This window comes from Mucilaginibacter sp. (assembly GCF_041660805.1).
Lineage (GTDB): Bacteria > Bacteroidota > Bacteroidia > Sphingobacteriales > Sphingobacteriaceae > Mucilaginibacter.
On record NZ_JBAZVP010000002.1, the window covers coordinates 458422 to 475736 of the forward strand.

The 17315-nt window shown below is 40.5% G+C and carries 19 protein-coding genes; 12 read left to right on the plus strand and 7 right to left on the minus strand.

Annotated features, from left to right (window positions below; all coding sequences use genetic code 11):
* The first annotated feature begins 88 nt into the window (after positions 1 to 88).
* Positions 89 to 1222 carry an alpha/beta hydrolase fold domain-containing protein gene (locus WC743_RS05130; protein WP_373010751.1) on the plus strand — a complete coding sequence of 378 codons (1134 nt, stop codon included), beginning with the start codon at positions 89 to 91 and terminating at the stop codon, positions 1220 to 1222.
* A 15-nt stretch (positions 1223 to 1237) separates the two neighbouring features.
* Here WC743_RS05130 and WC743_RS05135 read toward each other — a convergent pair whose 3' ends face one another.
* From WC743_RS05135 to WC743_RS05150, 4 genes are all read right to left on the minus strand, one after another.
* Entirely contained in the window at positions 1238 to 2581 is a 1344-nt protein-coding gene (locus WC743_RS05135) for an MFS transporter (RefSeq protein ID WP_373010753.1), read from the minus strand.
* Positions 2582 to 2620: 39 nt separating this feature from the next.
* Positions 2621 to 3400 carry a molybdopterin-dependent oxidoreductase gene (locus WC743_RS05140; protein WP_373010755.1) on the minus strand — a complete coding sequence of 260 codons (780 nt, stop codon included), beginning with the start codon at positions 3398 to 3400 and terminating at the stop codon, positions 2621 to 2623.
* The gene (locus tag WC743_RS05145; RefSeq protein WP_373010756.1) at positions 3390 to 4088 is read right to left on the minus strand and encodes a cytochrome b/b6 domain-containing protein; all 699 of its coding nucleotides are present in this window, start codon (positions 4086 to 4088) and stop codon (positions 3390 to 3392) included. The genes WC743_RS05140 and WC743_RS05145 overlap by 11 nt, the downstream gene beginning before the upstream one ends.
* 63 nt (positions 4089 to 4151) lie before the next feature.
* Positions 4152 to 4946 (minus strand): DUF1223 domain-containing protein, encoded by a 795-nt coding sequence (locus WC743_RS05150; protein WP_373010757.1) that lies wholly within the window; start codon positions 4944 to 4946, stop codon positions 4152 to 4154.
* 167 nt (positions 4947 to 5113) lie between these two features.
* Here WC743_RS05150 and WC743_RS05155 point away from each other — a divergent pair, with 167 nt between their 5' ends.
* From WC743_RS05155 to WC743_RS05175, 5 genes are all read left to right on the plus strand, one after another.
* Positions 5114 to 5698, plus strand: coding sequence for a sigma-70 family RNA polymerase sigma factor (locus tag WC743_RS05155; protein WP_373010758.1), 585 nt, complete (start codon positions 5114 to 5116; stop codon positions 5696 to 5698).
* Positions 5674 to 5976, plus strand: a complete 303-nt coding sequence (locus WC743_RS05160; protein ID WP_373010759.1) for a hypothetical protein — start codon at positions 5674 to 5676, stop codon at positions 5974 to 5976. The genes WC743_RS05155 and WC743_RS05160 overlap by 25 nt, the downstream gene beginning before the upstream one ends.
* Before the next feature lie 59 nt (positions 5977 to 6035).
* Positions 6036 to 6293: a hypothetical protein gene (locus WC743_RS05165; RefSeq protein ID WP_373010761.1), complete on the plus strand. Its 258-nt coding sequence runs from the start codon at positions 6036 to 6038 to the stop codon at positions 6291 to 6293.
* 78 nt (positions 6294 to 6371) lie between these two features.
* On the plus strand, positions 6372 to 6950 hold the full coding sequence (locus WC743_RS05170; protein WP_373010763.1) for a peroxiredoxin family protein: 579 nt from the start codon (positions 6372 to 6374) through the stop codon (positions 6948 to 6950).
* An 87-nt stretch (positions 6951 to 7037) separates the two neighbouring features.
* On the plus strand, positions 7038 to 7547 hold the full coding sequence (locus tag WC743_RS05175) for a hypothetical protein (protein ID WP_373010764.1): 510 nt from the start codon (positions 7038 to 7040) through the stop codon (positions 7545 to 7547).
* Positions 7548 to 7559: 12 nt separating this feature from the next.
* On the opposite strand, the gene WC743_RS05180 is transcribed toward WC743_RS05175, so the two are convergent.
* Genes WC743_RS05180 through modA form a run of 3 tightly spaced genes read right to left on the minus strand, consistent with a single transcriptional unit; the run spans position 7560 to position 9617 of the window.
* Positions 7560 to 8174, minus strand: coding sequence for an ATP-binding cassette domain-containing protein (locus WC743_RS05180; protein WP_373010766.1), 615 nt, complete (start codon positions 8172 to 8174; stop codon positions 7560 to 7562).
* Positions 8171 to 8842: a molybdate ABC transporter permease subunit gene (gene modB / locus WC743_RS05185; RefSeq protein WP_373010768.1), complete on the minus strand. Its 672-nt coding sequence runs from the start codon at positions 8840 to 8842 to the stop codon at positions 8171 to 8173. Before modB ends, WC743_RS05180 begins: the two co-directional genes overlap by 4 nt.
* A gap of 16 nt (positions 8843 to 8858) precedes the next feature.
* A complete protein-coding gene (modA, locus tag WC743_RS05190; protein ID WP_373010769.1) occupies positions 8859 to 9617 on the minus strand; it encodes a molybdate ABC transporter substrate-binding protein in 759 nt (252 codons plus the stop codon).
* A 314-nt stretch (positions 9618 to 9931) separates the two neighbouring features.
* Here modA and WC743_RS05195 point away from each other — a divergent pair, with 314 nt between their 5' ends.
* From WC743_RS05195 to WC743_RS05220, 6 genes are all read left to right on the plus strand, one after another.
* Positions 9932 to 11164, plus strand: coding sequence for a glycoside hydrolase family 5 protein (locus tag WC743_RS05195; RefSeq protein WP_373010770.1), 1233 nt, complete (start codon positions 9932 to 9934; stop codon positions 11162 to 11164).
* 29 nt (positions 11165 to 11193) lie between these two features.
* Positions 11194 to 12060: a DUF1080 domain-containing protein gene (locus tag WC743_RS05200; protein ID WP_373010771.1), complete on the plus strand. Its 867-nt coding sequence runs from the start codon at positions 11194 to 11196 to the stop codon at positions 12058 to 12060.
* A 543-nt stretch (positions 12061 to 12603) separates the two neighbouring features.
* A complete protein-coding gene (locus WC743_RS05205) occupies positions 12604 to 13743 on the plus strand; it encodes an acyl-CoA dehydrogenase (RefSeq protein ID WP_373010772.1) in 1140 nt (379 codons plus the stop codon).
* A 54-nt stretch (positions 13744 to 13797) separates the two neighbouring features.
* The gene (locus WC743_RS05210) at positions 13798 to 15036 is read left to right on the plus strand and encodes a TlpA disulfide reductase family protein (RefSeq protein WP_373010773.1); all 1239 of its coding nucleotides are present in this window, start codon (positions 13798 to 13800) and stop codon (positions 15034 to 15036) included.
* Between the two features lie 162 nt (positions 15037 to 15198).
* Positions 15199 to 16173: a lysylphosphatidylglycerol synthase domain-containing protein gene (locus WC743_RS05215; RefSeq protein ID WP_373010774.1), complete on the plus strand. Its 975-nt coding sequence runs from the start codon at positions 15199 to 15201 to the stop codon at positions 16171 to 16173.
* A complete protein-coding gene (locus tag WC743_RS05220) occupies positions 16157 to 17287 on the plus strand; it encodes a glycosyltransferase (protein WP_373010775.1) in 1131 nt (376 codons plus the stop codon). The genes WC743_RS05215 and WC743_RS05220 overlap by 17 nt, the downstream gene beginning before the upstream one ends.
* Positions 17288 to 17315 lie beyond the last annotated feature (28 nt).

Sequence of the window (17315 nt, forward strand, 5' to 3'; positions counted from 1 at the left end):
TACGAACGATAAAATCGCATAATTGATGTGAAAAGTTATTGTTCATAATACAAAAAAATAAGCCAAACTTGTATTTTAAAACGCGCGCATGATAAGACTGATCCTCCTTGTACTTTTTTTCCTTATCTCCTTATTAGCTGTATTTGAAGCACCTGCGTATTACCTTTGGTTACTTGCCGTTATAGTGACCGAGTTCCCGTTAATATTTATAACGGTAGTTGCCTTTTTACTTGTAACCGGTATCTGGCTGCACAAATACCAAATGGCGTCAAATATATTTGGCATACTGGCCTTGATATTATTTTGTTCTCCAATTGTCAGATCGTACTTAGTTGCATCAACATTAAAGCAAAACTTTGCTGCTGCCTTTGGTGCCGGTAGCGCCAATATTGGGAGTAATAACCTCCAAAAACCTCTAAATTTCTCTAATTTTTTCAAGAAAATACCAGCGATTCACTATAAAACCATTACATATAACACTGATAAAAATGCTCCGCTTAGTTTAGATTTTTATCCCTCGGTTGTTGGTGGTAAAAGGCCATGTGTTGTTGTAGTACATGGTGGTTCATGGAGTAGTGGCGATAGTAAGCAATTGCCCGAACTGAACAGCTACCTGGCATCGGCAGGATATAATGTGGCAGCCATCAATTATCGAATGTCACCTCAATATAAAACACCGGCACCGGTTGAGGATATTAAGGAAGTGTTTGCCTATCTCAAAAATCATACAAATGAACTGCGTATTGATACCAGTAACTTTGTTTTATTGGGCCGCTCGGCAGGTGCGCAGATAGCACTGCTCTCTGCCTATACCCATCCCGAACCGGGACTAAAAGGCGTTGTAGATTTTTATGGGCCTGCCGATATGGTTTGGGGGTATTCGGTACCATCAAACCCGTTAATTATGGATTCGCGATTGGTTATGCGCAACTATATTGGTGGTACTTATGATAAGATGCCTCAAAAATATGCCGACAGCTCGCCCATTGAGTTTGTAAATAAGCAAACCGTACCCACACTTATTATACATGGCGATAATGATGTATTGGTATCGCCCATACATAGCCTTAAATTGAATGAAAAGCTTAAACAAAATAATATAAAACATTATTTGCTCAGGCTGCCATGGGCCACTCACGGGTTTGATTATAATATTAACGGCCCCAGCGGGCAGCTTTCTACCTATGTTGTTGAGCGGTTTATAAGTACTGTAACCAGGTAGAATTCATGATCCTCGTTAATTCGCTTCCTTTTCCCTGAACCGGCTGAAGAAGACAATGGCTAACAAGCAAAGTACGCAGCCGCAAATACCATTAAGCCTTAAACCGTAATCATTACCAGGGTCTTTACCATAAACGGTAAGGAATGCAAATAAAGCTATACCCAGTGTTTGCCCTAATTTCACAAACAGGTATTTTACAGCGAAGAACATTCCCTCTCGATTTTCGCCGGTGAGTTGGGCATCATCCTGGGCAATTTCTGCAAGAATAGCATTGGGTAAAATACCAAGTGATGCCAACGGAAAAGATGCGCTTAACACCAAAATATAAATTTGTGTTGTTGGCTTAAAGGGTAGTCTCCCCAGGAAAAATATGGCTACAAATATGATGCTGAGCATTGCAAATGAGAATAACACAATAGGTTTTTTCCCTATCTTTTTCGACAGGTAATTTACTAAAGGATAAAAGATCAATGATACTATTACCATTAGCCCCATAAGTGCACCACCCATAGATTCGGGCAGGTGCAGCAGCACGGTTATAAAAAACAATAAGCCGCTTGATATAATGCTCAGGGCCATATAGTACGAAAAATCAGAGATGAGATAGTATTTAAAATTACGGTTCTGGAACGTTTTACGGATGGCCGGCCAGAGGGGTAAATGCGACGGTTTGCTATTGGAATATACTCTTTCTTTGATAGAAAATATGGGGATCAGCATTACTAAGCCCGAAAAAATGGCCATGCCCCAAATGGTATACTGCACGGCAGTATCACGATCAGTAATATTGAAATAGTGTTCTATGAGGTTGGCAAAGTTATTTACCGTGGCTGACAGAACAATACCTATAACAAAGCCTACTTGTTGTAGTGACGATAACTCCACCCTTTCTGCAGCGGTGTTGGTTAATTCAGGTAGCAGGGCGTTATAAGGAATGATATAGGTTGTGGCACCCATAAAAAAGAAAACGAGGGTTAACGTAAGCCACCATGCATTATGAACACTTTCGCCTTTTACCCAGGGATAAAAAGTGAGCGCGCAAAAAACAACAGCCGGTAAAATAGCCCATTTCATATATGGGATGCGCCTGCCATTTTTATTATTGCTTTTATCACTCAAAGAGGCAATAAAGGGATCAAAAAAAGCATCGACTAACCTGCCCGAAGCTGTTATAAGCGACAGGATATTAAAGATGCCGAAAACAAGCAATTGGGGAATAAGCGGCACTAACCCCGCGTTGTTTGGAGGCAGGTAAAAATAGGGCAGCATTACAATAATAATATTGGTCATGGTGCTCCAGCCTATCATTCCGCAGGCATAAGCAAGTTGTTTGGAAACGGGCAATTTAGCGAGCGCCATTGCCTGCAATATGCAAATATTAAGTGTAAAATTTAAGGGCTACAATCCCGAATAATAATCATACCCATTTTCGGCCCAATAATCGGGCGGGCGGGTATCACTAAAGGTGATGCTGCCAATCCGCTTTAGGTTTTTTATGCCATATTTAACGGGGATGATCAGCCTTAACGGCGCACCGTGTTTAATAGGTACAGGCTTCCCGTTCATTTCATAAGCCAGTATAGTTTGCGGGTGTACAGCGCTCGGCATATCAAGCCCAACGTAATACTTCTCGTCAGGCGTCACTAACCCAACATAGCCCAGTTTGGTTTCTTCGGCTAAGCCAAAATGTTCAATAAAATCAATCATTTTTACGCCGCCCCAATATTGGATCTGGTCCCAGCCTTCAACACATTTAAAATCAAACACTATCTCCGTTTTAGGCAGGGCTTTGATCTGATCTATGGTAATGGTTATAATTTCGCCGGTATATTTTTTAACCTGCAGTTTCCAATCGTCAACAACAAAGTGCCCCTTTACCCCAATATCGCTATTGTGGCGCACGTTTTTGGCTGCCATTTCTTTTGGATAGGTTTTAACGAGGTGATTACTGCTGAAAAAGTTCCGGAAAAAAAGTTCGGTTTTGTTTAATGCCCTGCGTAAAGGTACACGCGCCCCGGCGGTTATACCTGCAACCTCTTGCGGCGCTTTGTAAAGCCATCGCCAGCCCCCATAGGCCGCTCCGCTCATTACCGCGAACACGCCAAATGAGATAAAATTGCGCCTTTTGATCTTCTGATCAACAGTAAGTTCTTTTTTGGGCTTCTTATTATTCTCCATCTTTTTTGGGTGTTGATTGTATAGCAGGTTTAGGCTGCTCATTTACTACTTCAAAACCGGATACCACCGACCGGAAGTTGTTCCATCCGGCTAAAGCTACCTGTATAACATGGATGACAAAAAATAATACATAGCCAATGGTTAAAACAAAATGCTCTATCCGTGCGGCATGGTAGCCTCCGCACAGCCAGGTAATAGTATTAAATTGCACCGGCTTATAAATTGCCAGGCCGGTTATTAATGACCCAAACCCCATTATAATGATGGCCGTATAAGCAATGCGCTGAGCGGCATTATATTTATTTTGCGGTGGGGCCATTTTGCGAATATGCAGATCATGCAATAACACCAGCCATGCTTCTTTAAAAGATTTGCGTTGCGGAACCAGTTCCCGCCATGAGCCGGATATCAGTGTGTACAAAACATACAGCAAACCATTTATAGCAAAGAACCACATAAACAAAAAATGGAACGCCATCCCTTCGGCCAGGCGCTGCGGAATATGCAGGGCTTTATAAAAACCTTCGGGAAAGAACTTAAAATAAGTATGCCCAAATAAAGTGATAGAATAGGTATCGCTTGCCCAATAGATCAGCATCCCGCTCCAGATCATAATGGCGAGTATCGGGAAGTTTACCCAATGTGTCCACCGCATTAACAGGGAATGTTTTTCTTTTATAACTTTCATTGATGGGAGTATTGTATACTGCTTTTCAGGTTAGGTAAAGTTAACTATTTTATCAGAGCCGCGTTAGTTATTTGCCATAACACCAGCCGGAAATGCATAACGTGTTGCCGCTATTATTTCACCGTTTTTTACGTTTTGCAAAAATGCTATTACCTCGTAATTATGTGCTGAAAAACTGGGAGGTAAGGTAACCTTCGCCTCGCCTGTTGTGCTGGTTAATGGAATTTCTTGAATATTGTTTACAATTTGTACATGTGACAAAGTACGGCCGCCATTTTCGCCTTTTTTAACAACGGTTGTTGCTGTTTTTTGTATCAACGCTATAAGCAGGGTGTTATTTGCAGTGTTGTTAATGTTGTAATTTAATGTAAGCAGGTTGTTGCCGGTTTTTAAATTAGTTAAGGTTAAAGTTGATCCCGGTTCTTTTTGTAAACTATTACGTATAGCATTACGCAAGGTGCCTTCCTGTGAGCCAACAAATTCAGTTTTGCCGTTCACAATTACCTGTGGCGTGTAAACCGAACTCAAATTTAACCAATTGGCATACATGTTTTGCCTGCGCGAATAATCAGCACTGCTAAAAACATCTTTCCAGCCCAGGCGGTTCCAATAATCAACATGATAAGCTAATATGTAAACGGGTTTATTGGCGCTTTCTTTTTCAATTTTTGCAACTACCGCATCGGCTGCGGGGCAACTGGAGCAGCCTTCTGATGTAAATAGTTCAACTACGGCAAATCCTTTATCGCCATTGTTAGCTAACGCAGCTTTATCTGATTTTATAATTATAAATGCCGCAGACACCAGTCCTGATACAACCAGCAACGCGATGAAGCTTAATATTTTTATCTTTTTCATTTTTGCAATGTTTAACCTATTGGTCGTTATAATAAAACAATCCTTACAAATAATTTATAAACGCTTTAATTATAACTGTTAATTTACTATACGGTAATCACTTAAAATAATTATAAATGCAATTTGCTGTAAGGTTTTAGATATAATGCCGACTAACGATTTTTTAAATGATGGACGAAATAAAAATACCTCCCACCGGTCATCAGCTTAACCCCCATAATTGGGTAAAAGTATATGCCGATTATTTGTATATATATGCAATTACACGTATCCGTAATGAAGAGCAGGCACGTGACCTGGTACAAGAAACATTTTTAGCCGGGTTGCAAAGCATGCATAACTTTGCCGGCAAAAGCTCTGAACGAACGTGGTTAACAGCCATATTAAAAAATAAAATAATTGATGTGTACCGGAAAAATTCTTCGGGACTAAAGGCACAGGAGATAACTGATGTAAAAGCTGAAGATGATTTTTTTCAGGAAGAAGGGCATTGGAAAAAAGAATATTGGCCCCAACGTTTTGGTATGGATGATTATGACCCTTTTACAAAAAAGGAGTTAAACCAGGTACTGCAAAGATGTATGCAAAAGTTGCCTGCACTATGGCTATCGGTATTTACCATGAAACATTTGGATGATGAAACAACTGATTTTGTTTGTGCCGAATTAAGAATAAGCCAGGCAAATTTTTGGGTGGTAATACACAGGGCCAAACTTAACCTGAGGGCTTGCCTTCAAAAAAACTGGATGTAAAAATGAATGGTTTAAAAAGGATATTGTACAACTGCAGGAAGGCCACCTACCTCATAGATAAAAGATTGATAGGCAAAATCACTTTCCGGGAAACAGTAGAGCTGCGGATTCATCTTGCAGGCTGTGGTATATGCAGGATTTATATGGATCAAAGCCAAAAAATAAATGAAATGATCAGGCAATTGTTAAAAACAGGAGAGAAGCCGGTTATTACACTGGACGATCAGTTTAAAGGGATAATGCAGGAGCGTATTGAAGATCATTTAAATAGAAAATAAAATAGCTGTAAGGTTTGTTTAATAACCACGACAAAGGGTCAAATTAAAATTTAAAAAACATGAGACCTTACAAATCAATTATCTCAGCTATCCTTTTAGTAAGCGCGGTTACATTTAGCGCAAGTGCAAACACTTCGTCTTTCCAGGACAAAATGGCCCAGGATAAAATGTCGAAAGACAAAATGGAAAAGAAAAAAACGGATAAGATGGGCAAAGACAAAATGAAAATGGAGAAGAAGAAAATGGACAAGATGAAAACGGATTCTTCAAAAATGGATAAAATGTCAACAGACAAAATGGGAAAAGGCAATAAATAATTGGGAGGTTGTTTTTGTTTTTAACAGGGAAGGGGTGTAAGCGCCCCTTCTTTATTTGTTAACCCTTAAATTAAATTTATGAAAAATTATATACTGATTGCGCTGGGCTTAATACTTTCAGTGCAGGGAATGGCTCAAACCGGTTTAAAGGCTGGTGCCAATGCCCCGTCTTTTACGGCTATAGATAATTCCGGCAAAAAGATTGATCTTAAAGCTTTGCTTAAAACACATAAATCTGTTGTGTTATTTTTTTACAGGGGGCAGTGGTGCCCATATTGTAACAAGCAAATGCAGCATATACAAGATTCACTGCAGCTTTTAAGTGGCAAGGGTGCCTATGTAATTGGTGTAACGCCGGAAACCGATGAGAATATTATAAAAACCGTTGGTAAAACAAACGCATCATATGCCATTGTGCAGGATAAGGGTTACAGTATCATGAAAAGTTATGGCGTAAATTATACTATGGATAATGCCACAGTAGCTAAATACAAAGGTTACGGGCTTGATATGAGCAAGGCTAACGGCAATGCCGACAATGTATTGCCGGTGCCCGCTACCTATGTTATTAACAGCGCGGGTAAAATTTCCTTTGTGCATTTTGATAAGGACTACAGTAAACGCGCGTCTGTAAAAGACATTTTAGCAGCGCTTTAATTTTTTATTTAATCTTACTAATTACAATTTTCTTAATTTGCTCAAGGTTAATCAATGTTAGCTTTGAGCATTTTTATTACATTATAAATGAAAAAACTTATACTGCTATTCTTAATATGTTCCGGTGCAGCGTTTGCGCAGGAAAAAAACCAGCAAACTCAAAAGTTTGCTATAACCGGTGATGTTGAAAAGGAATCTGTTATCACTTTAGATTCATTAAAGCAATATACCATTAAGCCCATCGGCGATATAAATGTAACCGACCATACCGGCGCCTTTAAGCATAAAGATGACGAGTTGAGAGGCATCCTATTGAAAGATATTCTATCGCACACCAAATTCAAAACCACCAGCCCGAAACTATTGAGTCGTTTTTACCTTGTTTGCACCGGTGCCGATGGCTATAAAGTAGTTTATTCATGGAATGAATTGTTCAATACGGTGGTAGGTGATCATGTATTCATCATTATGGAAAAGAACGGTGTGAAGGTTGACAAGATGCCCGAAAGCATCCAGATGACATCAGCCAATGATTTCAAAACCGGTCGCCGGTATCTGCACAACCTGGATAAGATAGTTGTAATGCAGGTACGGTAAGTGGGCCGTTATTTATTGTAAATCAATTTCATCATTACTTATTCCATCTAGTTCCTGCGGGTTATGGCTCACAATTATTATTGTAGCATTTAACTCTTTAAATAGCTTTTGCAAATCGGTTATTAATGCTGCCTTAGTTTTTATATCCAACGCCGAAAACGGCTCATCCATCAGCAATAGTTTTGGTTTTATGGCAAGTGCCCGTAAAATGGCTAACCGTTGCTGTTGCCCGCCGGAGAGGTGCCCGGGTTTATGATTTGTAAAAGTATCCAACCGGCCAATTTTTAATAGCCGGTCAATCCATTGCATATCATTGGTGGCATATTCCAGATGTTGCTTAACTGTCATGTTAGGGAACAGGGCGTAATCCTGAAACACAAAACCTGTTCTGCGCTGCTGCGGCGTTAAGTTGATACTCCGGCTGCTATCAAACCATGTTTCGTTAGTAATAATGCTGCCTTTATCCGGTGTTATCAGTCCGGCTATCATTTTTATAAAAGTAGTTTTCCCCGCTCCTGATGGGCCGGTTACACGGGTAATGCTGCCTTGGGTAAATTCCTTTTTGATCCGCAATACCTGCAACCCCGTATAAGTCTTTAGTTTTTTTTCAATATCAACTATTATCATTCTAAGGGGCTTTTTACCTGGTACTTGTTATAAATAAACACGCTGATCACCATAACAAAAGTAATGGCAAACAATATAAGCGAATAGTTATTGGCCGATGCGTAATCCATCTGCTCAACCGAGTCATAAACGGCTATTGATGCTACCCGCGTAACGCCGGGGATGTTGCCGCCTATCATCAGCACCACACCAAATTCGCCCAGTGTATGGGCAAAGGTGAGTACAACGGCAGTTAGCAGCGATGGCTTGATGTTGGGTAACAGTACATGCCAGAAAGTTTGCCATTGCGTTTTCCCTAAAGTGTATGACGCCTGTGAAAGTGATAAGGGCAATTGCTGAAATGCCGACTTAACGGGGCTTATCATAAACGGCATGCTGTAAATAACTGATGCCAGCACTAATCCCTGGAAAGAGAAAACAAACTGCACATTAAACACCTCGCTAAGCCATTTACCAAACCCGCGCTGCGGACTAAATGCCAGCAATAAATAAAAACCTAAAACAGATGGCGGCAAAACCAATGGCATGGTAATAATTGCTTCAATAACTATCTTGAAGATGGAGCGTTTTTTTGACAGCCACCATGCCACAGGCAATCCTATCAGCAACAATATGAGTGTAGTGATAGCCGCTAATTTTAGGGTGAGCCAAACGGGTGATAGGTCCATTTAATTGGGATTGGGTTTATTGCACATGATAACCATATGCCTTAAATATTTTTTTGGCGGGTGCGCTTAAAATGTATTGATAAAATTTTTCGGCAGCGGTATTATGTTCCGCATGTTTTAATAGCACCATGCCTTGTTTTATAGGCGGGTAAGTGTTTGGGTCGACAAGTGCGTAAGTGAGCTGAAATTTGTTTTTTACCTCTTTGGTAAACGCCAGTGTGGTAAAGCCAATTTGCACCACCCCTGTAGAAATATAGGTGTTAACCTGCGTAATGCTTTCGCCCAAAACAATCTTTGGTTTAACTTTATCATATATGCCTGCTTTTTTGAGGGCCTCTTCTGCCGCTTTGCCATAAGGTGCTATTGCCGGGTTGCCAATTGCTATTTTTTCAATATTATTTGATGTGAGCAGTTTTGGCCAATTATTGTAAGTGAACTTTTTTGTGCTGCATATAATAAGCACACCGCCGGCATAAACAACGGGCGCTTTTAAAGCATAGCCACTTTTATACAAGTTATCAGGAAACCTGGTATCGGCAGATAAAAAAACATCAAAGGGGGCGCCATTTTGTATTTGCGTAGCCAAATTGCCTGATGGGCCGGATATGGCAGCTACGGTAATACCTGTTTTTTGCTTAAAATCTTTTTGAAGCACCTTTATAACCGGTTGCAGATTAGCCGCTATAGCCACTTTTAAACTTTGTGCATCCACGCTGATTTGCAGCAAAAACAAGCAGACTGATGCGATACAGGTGGTTTTTAAAAGCTTTCTCATTGATTAATAACCTTGTGTTACAAATTACGTATTATTAATAAAACCACGCAAAGTAAACCATTAATTATCCTGATATAATAGTATATATTTGTGTTACCTGTACACCAACTATAGATCATAATTCCTGACTGCTGCCATTATAAAAGACGTTAAACATGCTAATGCCTGTATGTTGCTGTTTTAAGTTTTGCGGTACGTTCGGGAATTAAAGAATGCCTTAACTAAGGGTATTACATTGCCACCTTCCGGGGGCAAGCATGAATGTAGCTTATGTGTATTTAAAAAATGATTAGTAAATAAACCTTGTTATAATAATGAAAAAAGTAATTGCCGCTCTGTTTCTGCTATTTACAGGCACATTGAGTTTAACCGCGCAAACCGCAAAATTTATAGGTGTTAAAGGAAAAGACGTTATTGGTACGGATGGTAAGCCGTTCCTGATAAAGGGGACTAACCTTGGTAACTGGTTGGTGCCGGAAGGTTACATGTTTAAGTTTAAATCGGTTAATTCGCAAAGGCTCATCAATGAAGCGCTTACCGAATTAGTTGGCCCCGAAGAAATGAAACTTTTTTGGCGCAAATTTCAGGACACCTACATTACCGAAGCGGATATCCACTTTTTAAAAGCGTCGGGCTGCAACTCAATCCGTATTCCGTTTAACTATAAACTTTTTACAACTGAAGACTACATGGGGCAGAACAACCCTAACCGCGGGTTTGAATTGTTGGACAGGGTGATAGGCTGGTGTAAAAAAGAAAACCTGTATGTAATGCTTGATATGCACTGTGCACCGGGCGGCCAAACAGGCGATAATATAGATGATGGAAATGGTTTCCCATTCCTGTTTAAAAGTGCTGCAAGCCGTAAATTAACTGCCGATATCTGGAAAAAAATTGCAAACCATTACAAAAATGAGTCGATTATATTAGGATATGACCTGCTTAACGAACCTATAGCGCACTACTTTGATGTGAAAGACCTGAACCCGCATCTGGAGCCTACCTATAAAGAAATAACAGCCGCCATCCGTACGGTAGATAAAAACCATATTTTATTTATTGGCGGCGCCCAATGGGACAGCAACTTTAAAGTGTTTGGCCAGCCGTTCGATTCCAAACTGGTTTATACTTTCCATAAATACTGGACAGACCCAACTGAAAAAGTTATACAGGAATATGTAGATTTCAGGAACAAATACAACGTGCCGATCTATGTGGGCGAAACCGGCGAAAATACCGACGAGTGGGTAAGGGATTTTAGGATAGTGTGCGAAAAAAATAACATCGGCTGGCATTACTGGCCGTATAAAAAGCTGGATAATACCAAGGGCTTTATGAGCTTTAACGTACCTGCTAATTATGATAAAATAATAGAGTATACAGAAAAACCCCGCGCCAGTTTTGAAGAGATCCGCAAGGCAGCACCTGCCGATAGGGAACAAATAAAACAAGCATTGTATGGCTTTTTAGAGAATAGCAAGTTTGTAAACTGTACCCCTAACAAGGGTTATATGGAAGCCTTGAGTTTAAAAGTACCTGCCAAATAAACAAGATATTAACCACCCTTATCTCACAAATGAAAAACCTGTTAACCTGCCTTTGCTGCGCATTATGCTTAATAACCGGCACTTCGTTTCAGCCACCATCAGAGTGGACGCCATTGCTGGATAAAAGCTTATCAAAGTGGGAGATCTATCAGAGCTTCTATCACAAGCCGGGTTATAAAGGCAAGCCGCCTGTTGATGAGAATGGTGTTGAGATACAACCTATTGGTTATAATATTAATAAAGCCAATGTGTTTTCTGTAGATATGGTGAACGGTGAACCTGTGCTACACATTACAGGTGAGATCTATGGTTGTGTTTTTACCAAACAGGAATTTGAGAACTATCATATTAAGCTAAAATACAAGTGGGGGACTAAAAAGTGGATCCCGCGCATTGATGAGTTAAAGGATTCGGGCTTGTTATATCACTCACAGGGCAAATGCGGTGTAGAATACTGGCGCAGCTGGATGTTAAGCCAGGAGTTCCAGGTGATCCAAAACAGCACCGGCGATTACTGGTCACAGGCCGGTTCACAGGCAGATGTTAGGGCCGTGAAAGATTCCAGCTATAAGTTCGATAATATTAACGGGAAGCTAACTCCGCTTGGCGGTGCTACAGGCAACGGCGGCTTTTGCCAGGCCGGAACCAACATGGATAAACCAGGCGAATGGAACGAAATTGAACTGATCACCTACGGCGATAAGAGCCTGCATATTGTAAATGGCAAAGTAGTTATGGCGCTATCAAGTTCAAGATATAAAGATGGCAATACAATTAAGCCCCTAATAAAAGGCAAGCTCCAGCTACAAAGCGAAGCGGCCGAGATCTATTATAAGGATATAATGATAAAACCTGTTAAAGAGATACCTGCAGAGTATGCAAGTTATTTTAGATAGCAGGGCAAATTTGTTTATGGGTCGTGAATAACTGTTTGCCATTCGCTACAAAAAAGCGTCTCCCGGTTTTAATAGCAGCCAAACAGACTTTTTTTAACATGTTTTTGTATAAAATAAAATACAGCACATGTACTGAAAAACAGAATATGTCATTTTTCTGTACACTCCATATTTACCAATGCTTCTTAAAATCAGGTAAAGCAAAAAAACTTTCAGGTATTTATGCGAAAATGCCATTATCATTATTTAGCCTGTCTATCAATTTTAAAAAATGGCTTAGCTTTTGTTTTAAACTTATTGGCCCTGCATACATCTTTGAAAAAATATAAATACATCTACCTGTAAAAAACTTTTTTGATGTCCAGGCTTATTTTGAATTCTCAGTTGCCCAAGTTGAGATGAACATGTTCTTTTATTTTGGGTTTAATCAATAGTTTAAATTAATTAGGGGAAAAGGGAGCTTCAAAAAAGCTCTCTTTTTTTGTTGTGATATTTTTGCTATGCATGCATAATATTTATAACTTTATTCTCTCAACTATAACCATGCATTTCGAACTCACCGAAGAACACTTAATGATACGCCAGGCGGCCCGTGATTTTGCACAAACCGAATTAAAACCCGGCGTTATAGAACGCGACGAACATCAAAAATTTCCGTCAGAACAAATAAAGAAGCTGGGCGAATTGGGCTTTTTAGGAATGATGGTATCACCAGAATACGGTGGCAGCGGTATGGATTCCATATCGTACTCCATAGTAATGGAAGAGCTGTCAAAGGTTGATGCATCCGCGTCGGTGGTGGTATCAGTGAATAATTCGCTGGTTTGCTTCGGTCTGGAAAAGTATGGCAGTGAGGAGCAAAAACAAAAATATTTAGTGCCATTGGCTAAAGGCGAAGTAATAGGCGCTTTTTGCCTGAGCGAGCCCGAAGCCGGGTCTGATGCTACATCACAAAGAACTACCGCCGTTGATATGGGCGACCACTACCTGCTTAACGGAACCAAAAATTGGATCACCAACGGTAACAGCGCGTCTACCTATATTGTAATGGCACAAACCGATCCGTCAAAAAAACACAAAGGCATAAATGCCCTGATAGTTGAAAAAGGCATGGAAGGCTTTACCGTTGGCGCCAAAGAAAACAAACTGGGCATTCGTGGGTCTGATACGCATTCATTAATGTTTACTGATGTTAAAGTACCCAAGGAAAACCGCATTGGCGAAGATGGCTTTGGGTTTAAGTTTGCCATGTCTACATTAGAAGGCGGCCGTATAGGGATTGCCTCGCAGGCATTAGGGATAGCTGCCGGTGCTTATGAGCTATCATTACAATATGCCAAGGAGCGTAAAGCATTTGGTAAAACCATTGCCGATTTGCAGGCCATTCAGTTTAAGCTGGCCGATATGGCTACCGAGATTGAGGCAGCCCGCTTACTGTGCTACCGCGCCGCCTGGTTAAAAGATCAGGGGTTGCCTTATGGGCAGGCAAGCTCAATGGCCAAGCTGTTTGCATCAGAAACTGCCATGCGTACCACTGTTGAAGCGGTACAGATCCATGGTGGTTATGGCTTTGTAAAAGAATATCATGTAGAGCGTATGATGCGCGATGCCAAGATCACCCAGATATACGAGGGCACGTCTGAAATTCAGCGTATTGTCATATCCCGCGAAGTTTTGAAATAGTTAACCGGTTTTGTTACTTTTGAAAGTATATAAAATTAGTAGACTATTTTATCCATGATAAAGAAGATCATATTAAGCGCGGTGATACTTACCGCGCTTACACAAATAAGCATAGCACAAACCAAACTTAAAACAGGCGTATGGCGCGGGGCACTAAAAACCGCGGCGGGCCAGGAAATCCCTTTTAATTTTGATGTAAATAATACCGGCAGCAGGCAGGAACTGGACATTATTAACAGCACTGAGCATTTTAAGGTTCCTAACGTAACAGGAAAAGGCGATTCGGTGTTTATTAAGATGCCTTTGTTTGATTCGGAATTCAAGCTGAAACAAACCGGCAATACACTTAGCGGCCAGTTTATTAAACACCTTGGGGAAAAAGATGTACCTATGGAATTTACGGCCACCGCAGCTACCCCCTATCGTTTCTTTAAGGATGCCGAAAAGCCAAAGTTTGATGTAACCGGCCGCTGGTCGGCTATTATTGGTGAAGGTGATGGCAGGGATACTACCGTTGGCGAATTTAAGCAAACCGGCGCCAGGGTAACCGGCACTTTCTTAACCACCACCGGCGATTACCGCTTTTTAGAAGGCACCGTAGCAGGCAATCAACTTTATCTTTCCTGCTTTGATGGTGGGCACGCGTTTTTATTCACCGCTAAAATTGATGACGACAAAACCATATCGGGCGGTAAATTTTACTCGGGCGCTACCGGTACAGATGTATGGGCGGCTGTAAAGGATGAGAATGCGAAACTGCCTGATGCTTATTCGTTAACAGCCTTAAAACCAGGGTATAAAAAACTCGACTTTAACTTTAAAGACCTTACAGGTAAACCGGTATCGTTAAACGATGCCCGTTTTAAAAATAAAGTGGTTATTGTACAAATATTAGGATCATGGTGCCCAAACTGTATGGATGAGACCGCGTACATGGTTAACTATTATAAAAAATACCAGCATAAAGGGGTAGAGGTTATTGGCCTGGCCTACGAACGCACTACCGACTTTGCCAAATCACAAAAAGCACTGACACAGCTAAAAACCCGCTTTGACATTAAATACCCTATACTTATTACCGGTTTTACCAATAACAAGATAGAAACGGCTAAAAGCCTGCCAATGCTTACCAAAGTTGTGGGCTTCCCTACTACAATCATCATTGATAAAGCCGGCGATGTGCGCAAGATCCATACCGGGTTTAGTGGCCCGGGGACAGGTAATCATTATACGGAATTCATCAGCGAGTTTGAGAAACTGACAGATGACCTGCTGGCCGAGAAGGCCATGTAAAGTCTCAATAAATTATCCCCGTCATAGTCGGCTATTGCAAGCTAGAGAAGATCCAAACAATCCGGGCTTCAAATTGTCTTAGCAATAACCTTAGCACTGTCATGAAAAAACTTTTCTTACGGCTTGCTTTAGCTTTTTAGTAACATTGCACAAAATTTAGAATTGACAGCTGCAGCCAAAAAATTGTTCTCCTATCTGCTTAAAGCGACTATACTTGTTTTGGCATTCGCGTTTATTTACCACCAGTTTTTAAATAAGAATGCCAATCTGAAGCAGTTTGAGCTGTTAATTAAGCAAATAAGCGGCAACCAGGTAGTTTTTACGCTCTCGGCAGTGGTACTGCTAATGATGGTTAACTGGCTGCTGGAAAGCCTTAAATGGCAATATCTTTCGCGCCGGTTGGCCCGTATCTCTGTATGGGAAGCTGTTGAAGCTGTTTTTTGCGGATTAACCTGGGCAATTTTTACACCTAACCGGGTTGGCGAATATGGCGGGCGGGTAATGTTTTTACCTAATCGTAAACGTATACATGGTGTTTTTGCCATGGCTGTTGGTTCCTTCTCTCAAAATGTGATCACCAATATTACCGGGCTGCTGGCTTCATTGTGGTTTATCTACTATTTCCTCGAATTAAATACCTGGATATTTATCGGCATAACCATACTTACATTTATATTTTTAGGGCTTTTACTGGTTTTTTATTTTAATATTAAATGGCTGGTTTTGCTATTGAACCGCATTAAGTTTCTTAAAAAATATCATAGGTTCTTTGATATTATGGGGCGTTATAATTTTAACGAACTGCTATTGGTAATTGGCTATAGCCTGGCGCGTTTCTTTGTGTTTACATTTCAATATTATTTGATTATTCATTTGCTGCTCCCCTCCATTCCATTTTTTGAAATGATGATGACAGTTATCGTGTTCATCTTTATCCAATCGGCATTGCCATCTCTTGATCTGCTTGACATTGGCGTACGCAGTTTTACAGCGGCGCACTTATTTTTATATATAACCAACCAGCAAATAGCTATAATTGCAGCGGTATCGGCCATATGGCTTATAAACTTAATTATCCCGGCCATATTAGGCTCTGTATTTGTTTTAAAACTTAAATTCTTTGATCGCACTGCATAGTATTATTTCTTTATTGCTAACGGGTTTATACCTGTTGGTTGTTGGCTATTTAATAAAAGGATGGTCTGCCTTAAAACGGCCAAATATTAAGGGTGCAACCTTAAGTACTAAAGTTACCATCCTTATAGCCGCCCGCGACGAAGCAGAGCGTATCCGTTATACTATTGAAGATATTATAGCGCAGGATTACCCCAAGCATTTAACAGAAGTAATTATTGTTGATGACCACTCAACTGATAATACTGCAGATATTATTCGCAGCTACGCGGCAAATGGTATTCAATTAATGCAACTGCAGGCAGATAAGCCGTTAAACTCCTACAAGAAAAAAGCGATTGCCGAAGCGATTGACCGTTCAACAGGCGACCTCATGGTAGCTACCGATGCGGATTGCCGCATGGGGCCAGAATGGTTATCATCAATTGTTGGCTATTATGAAACCCATAACCCGGTAATGATATCATCGCCGGTAACTTATTTTGAGGAACGTTCTTTATTTGAACGGCTGCAAACATTGGAGTTTTCATACCTTATAGGTATTGGTGCCGCGTTCATCGGCAACGGCAGGGCATCAACCTGTAACGGTGCCAACCTGGCCTACCGTAAAGATGTTTTTTATGAAGTAGGTGGTTTTAGAGGAATAGACGATCTTGCATCAGGCGATGACGAATTGCTGCTGCAAAAGGTTGCTGTGCAATATCCTAACCGGATAGGCTTTTTTAAGAACCCGCAGGCAATAGTTTATACACACGCCAAACATACCTTACAGGAATTTTTGCAGCAAAGGCGCAGGTGGGCATCAAAATCTACAAGGTATAAGGATAAAAAGATAGTGGCATTGGCCGTTTGTATCTGGCTTTTTAATCTCTCTCTTATTGTAAACGCATTATTAGGCTTTTATAATATTTACTTTTTTAAGCTTTTCCTGATACAGTTCCTGTTAAAATATCTTTTTGAAGCTGCATTTTTACTGCCGATAACTACCTTTTTTAAACGGGCTAATTTAGTTGCTTTGCTGATAATATTAGCGCCTATACATATTGTTTACTTTGTTTATGTGGGTTTAATTGGCAACACCCGCAAGTACTCCTGGAAAGGCCGCATTGTGCGCTAATGGAAATTTTTTTTCCCTTTACGCATAA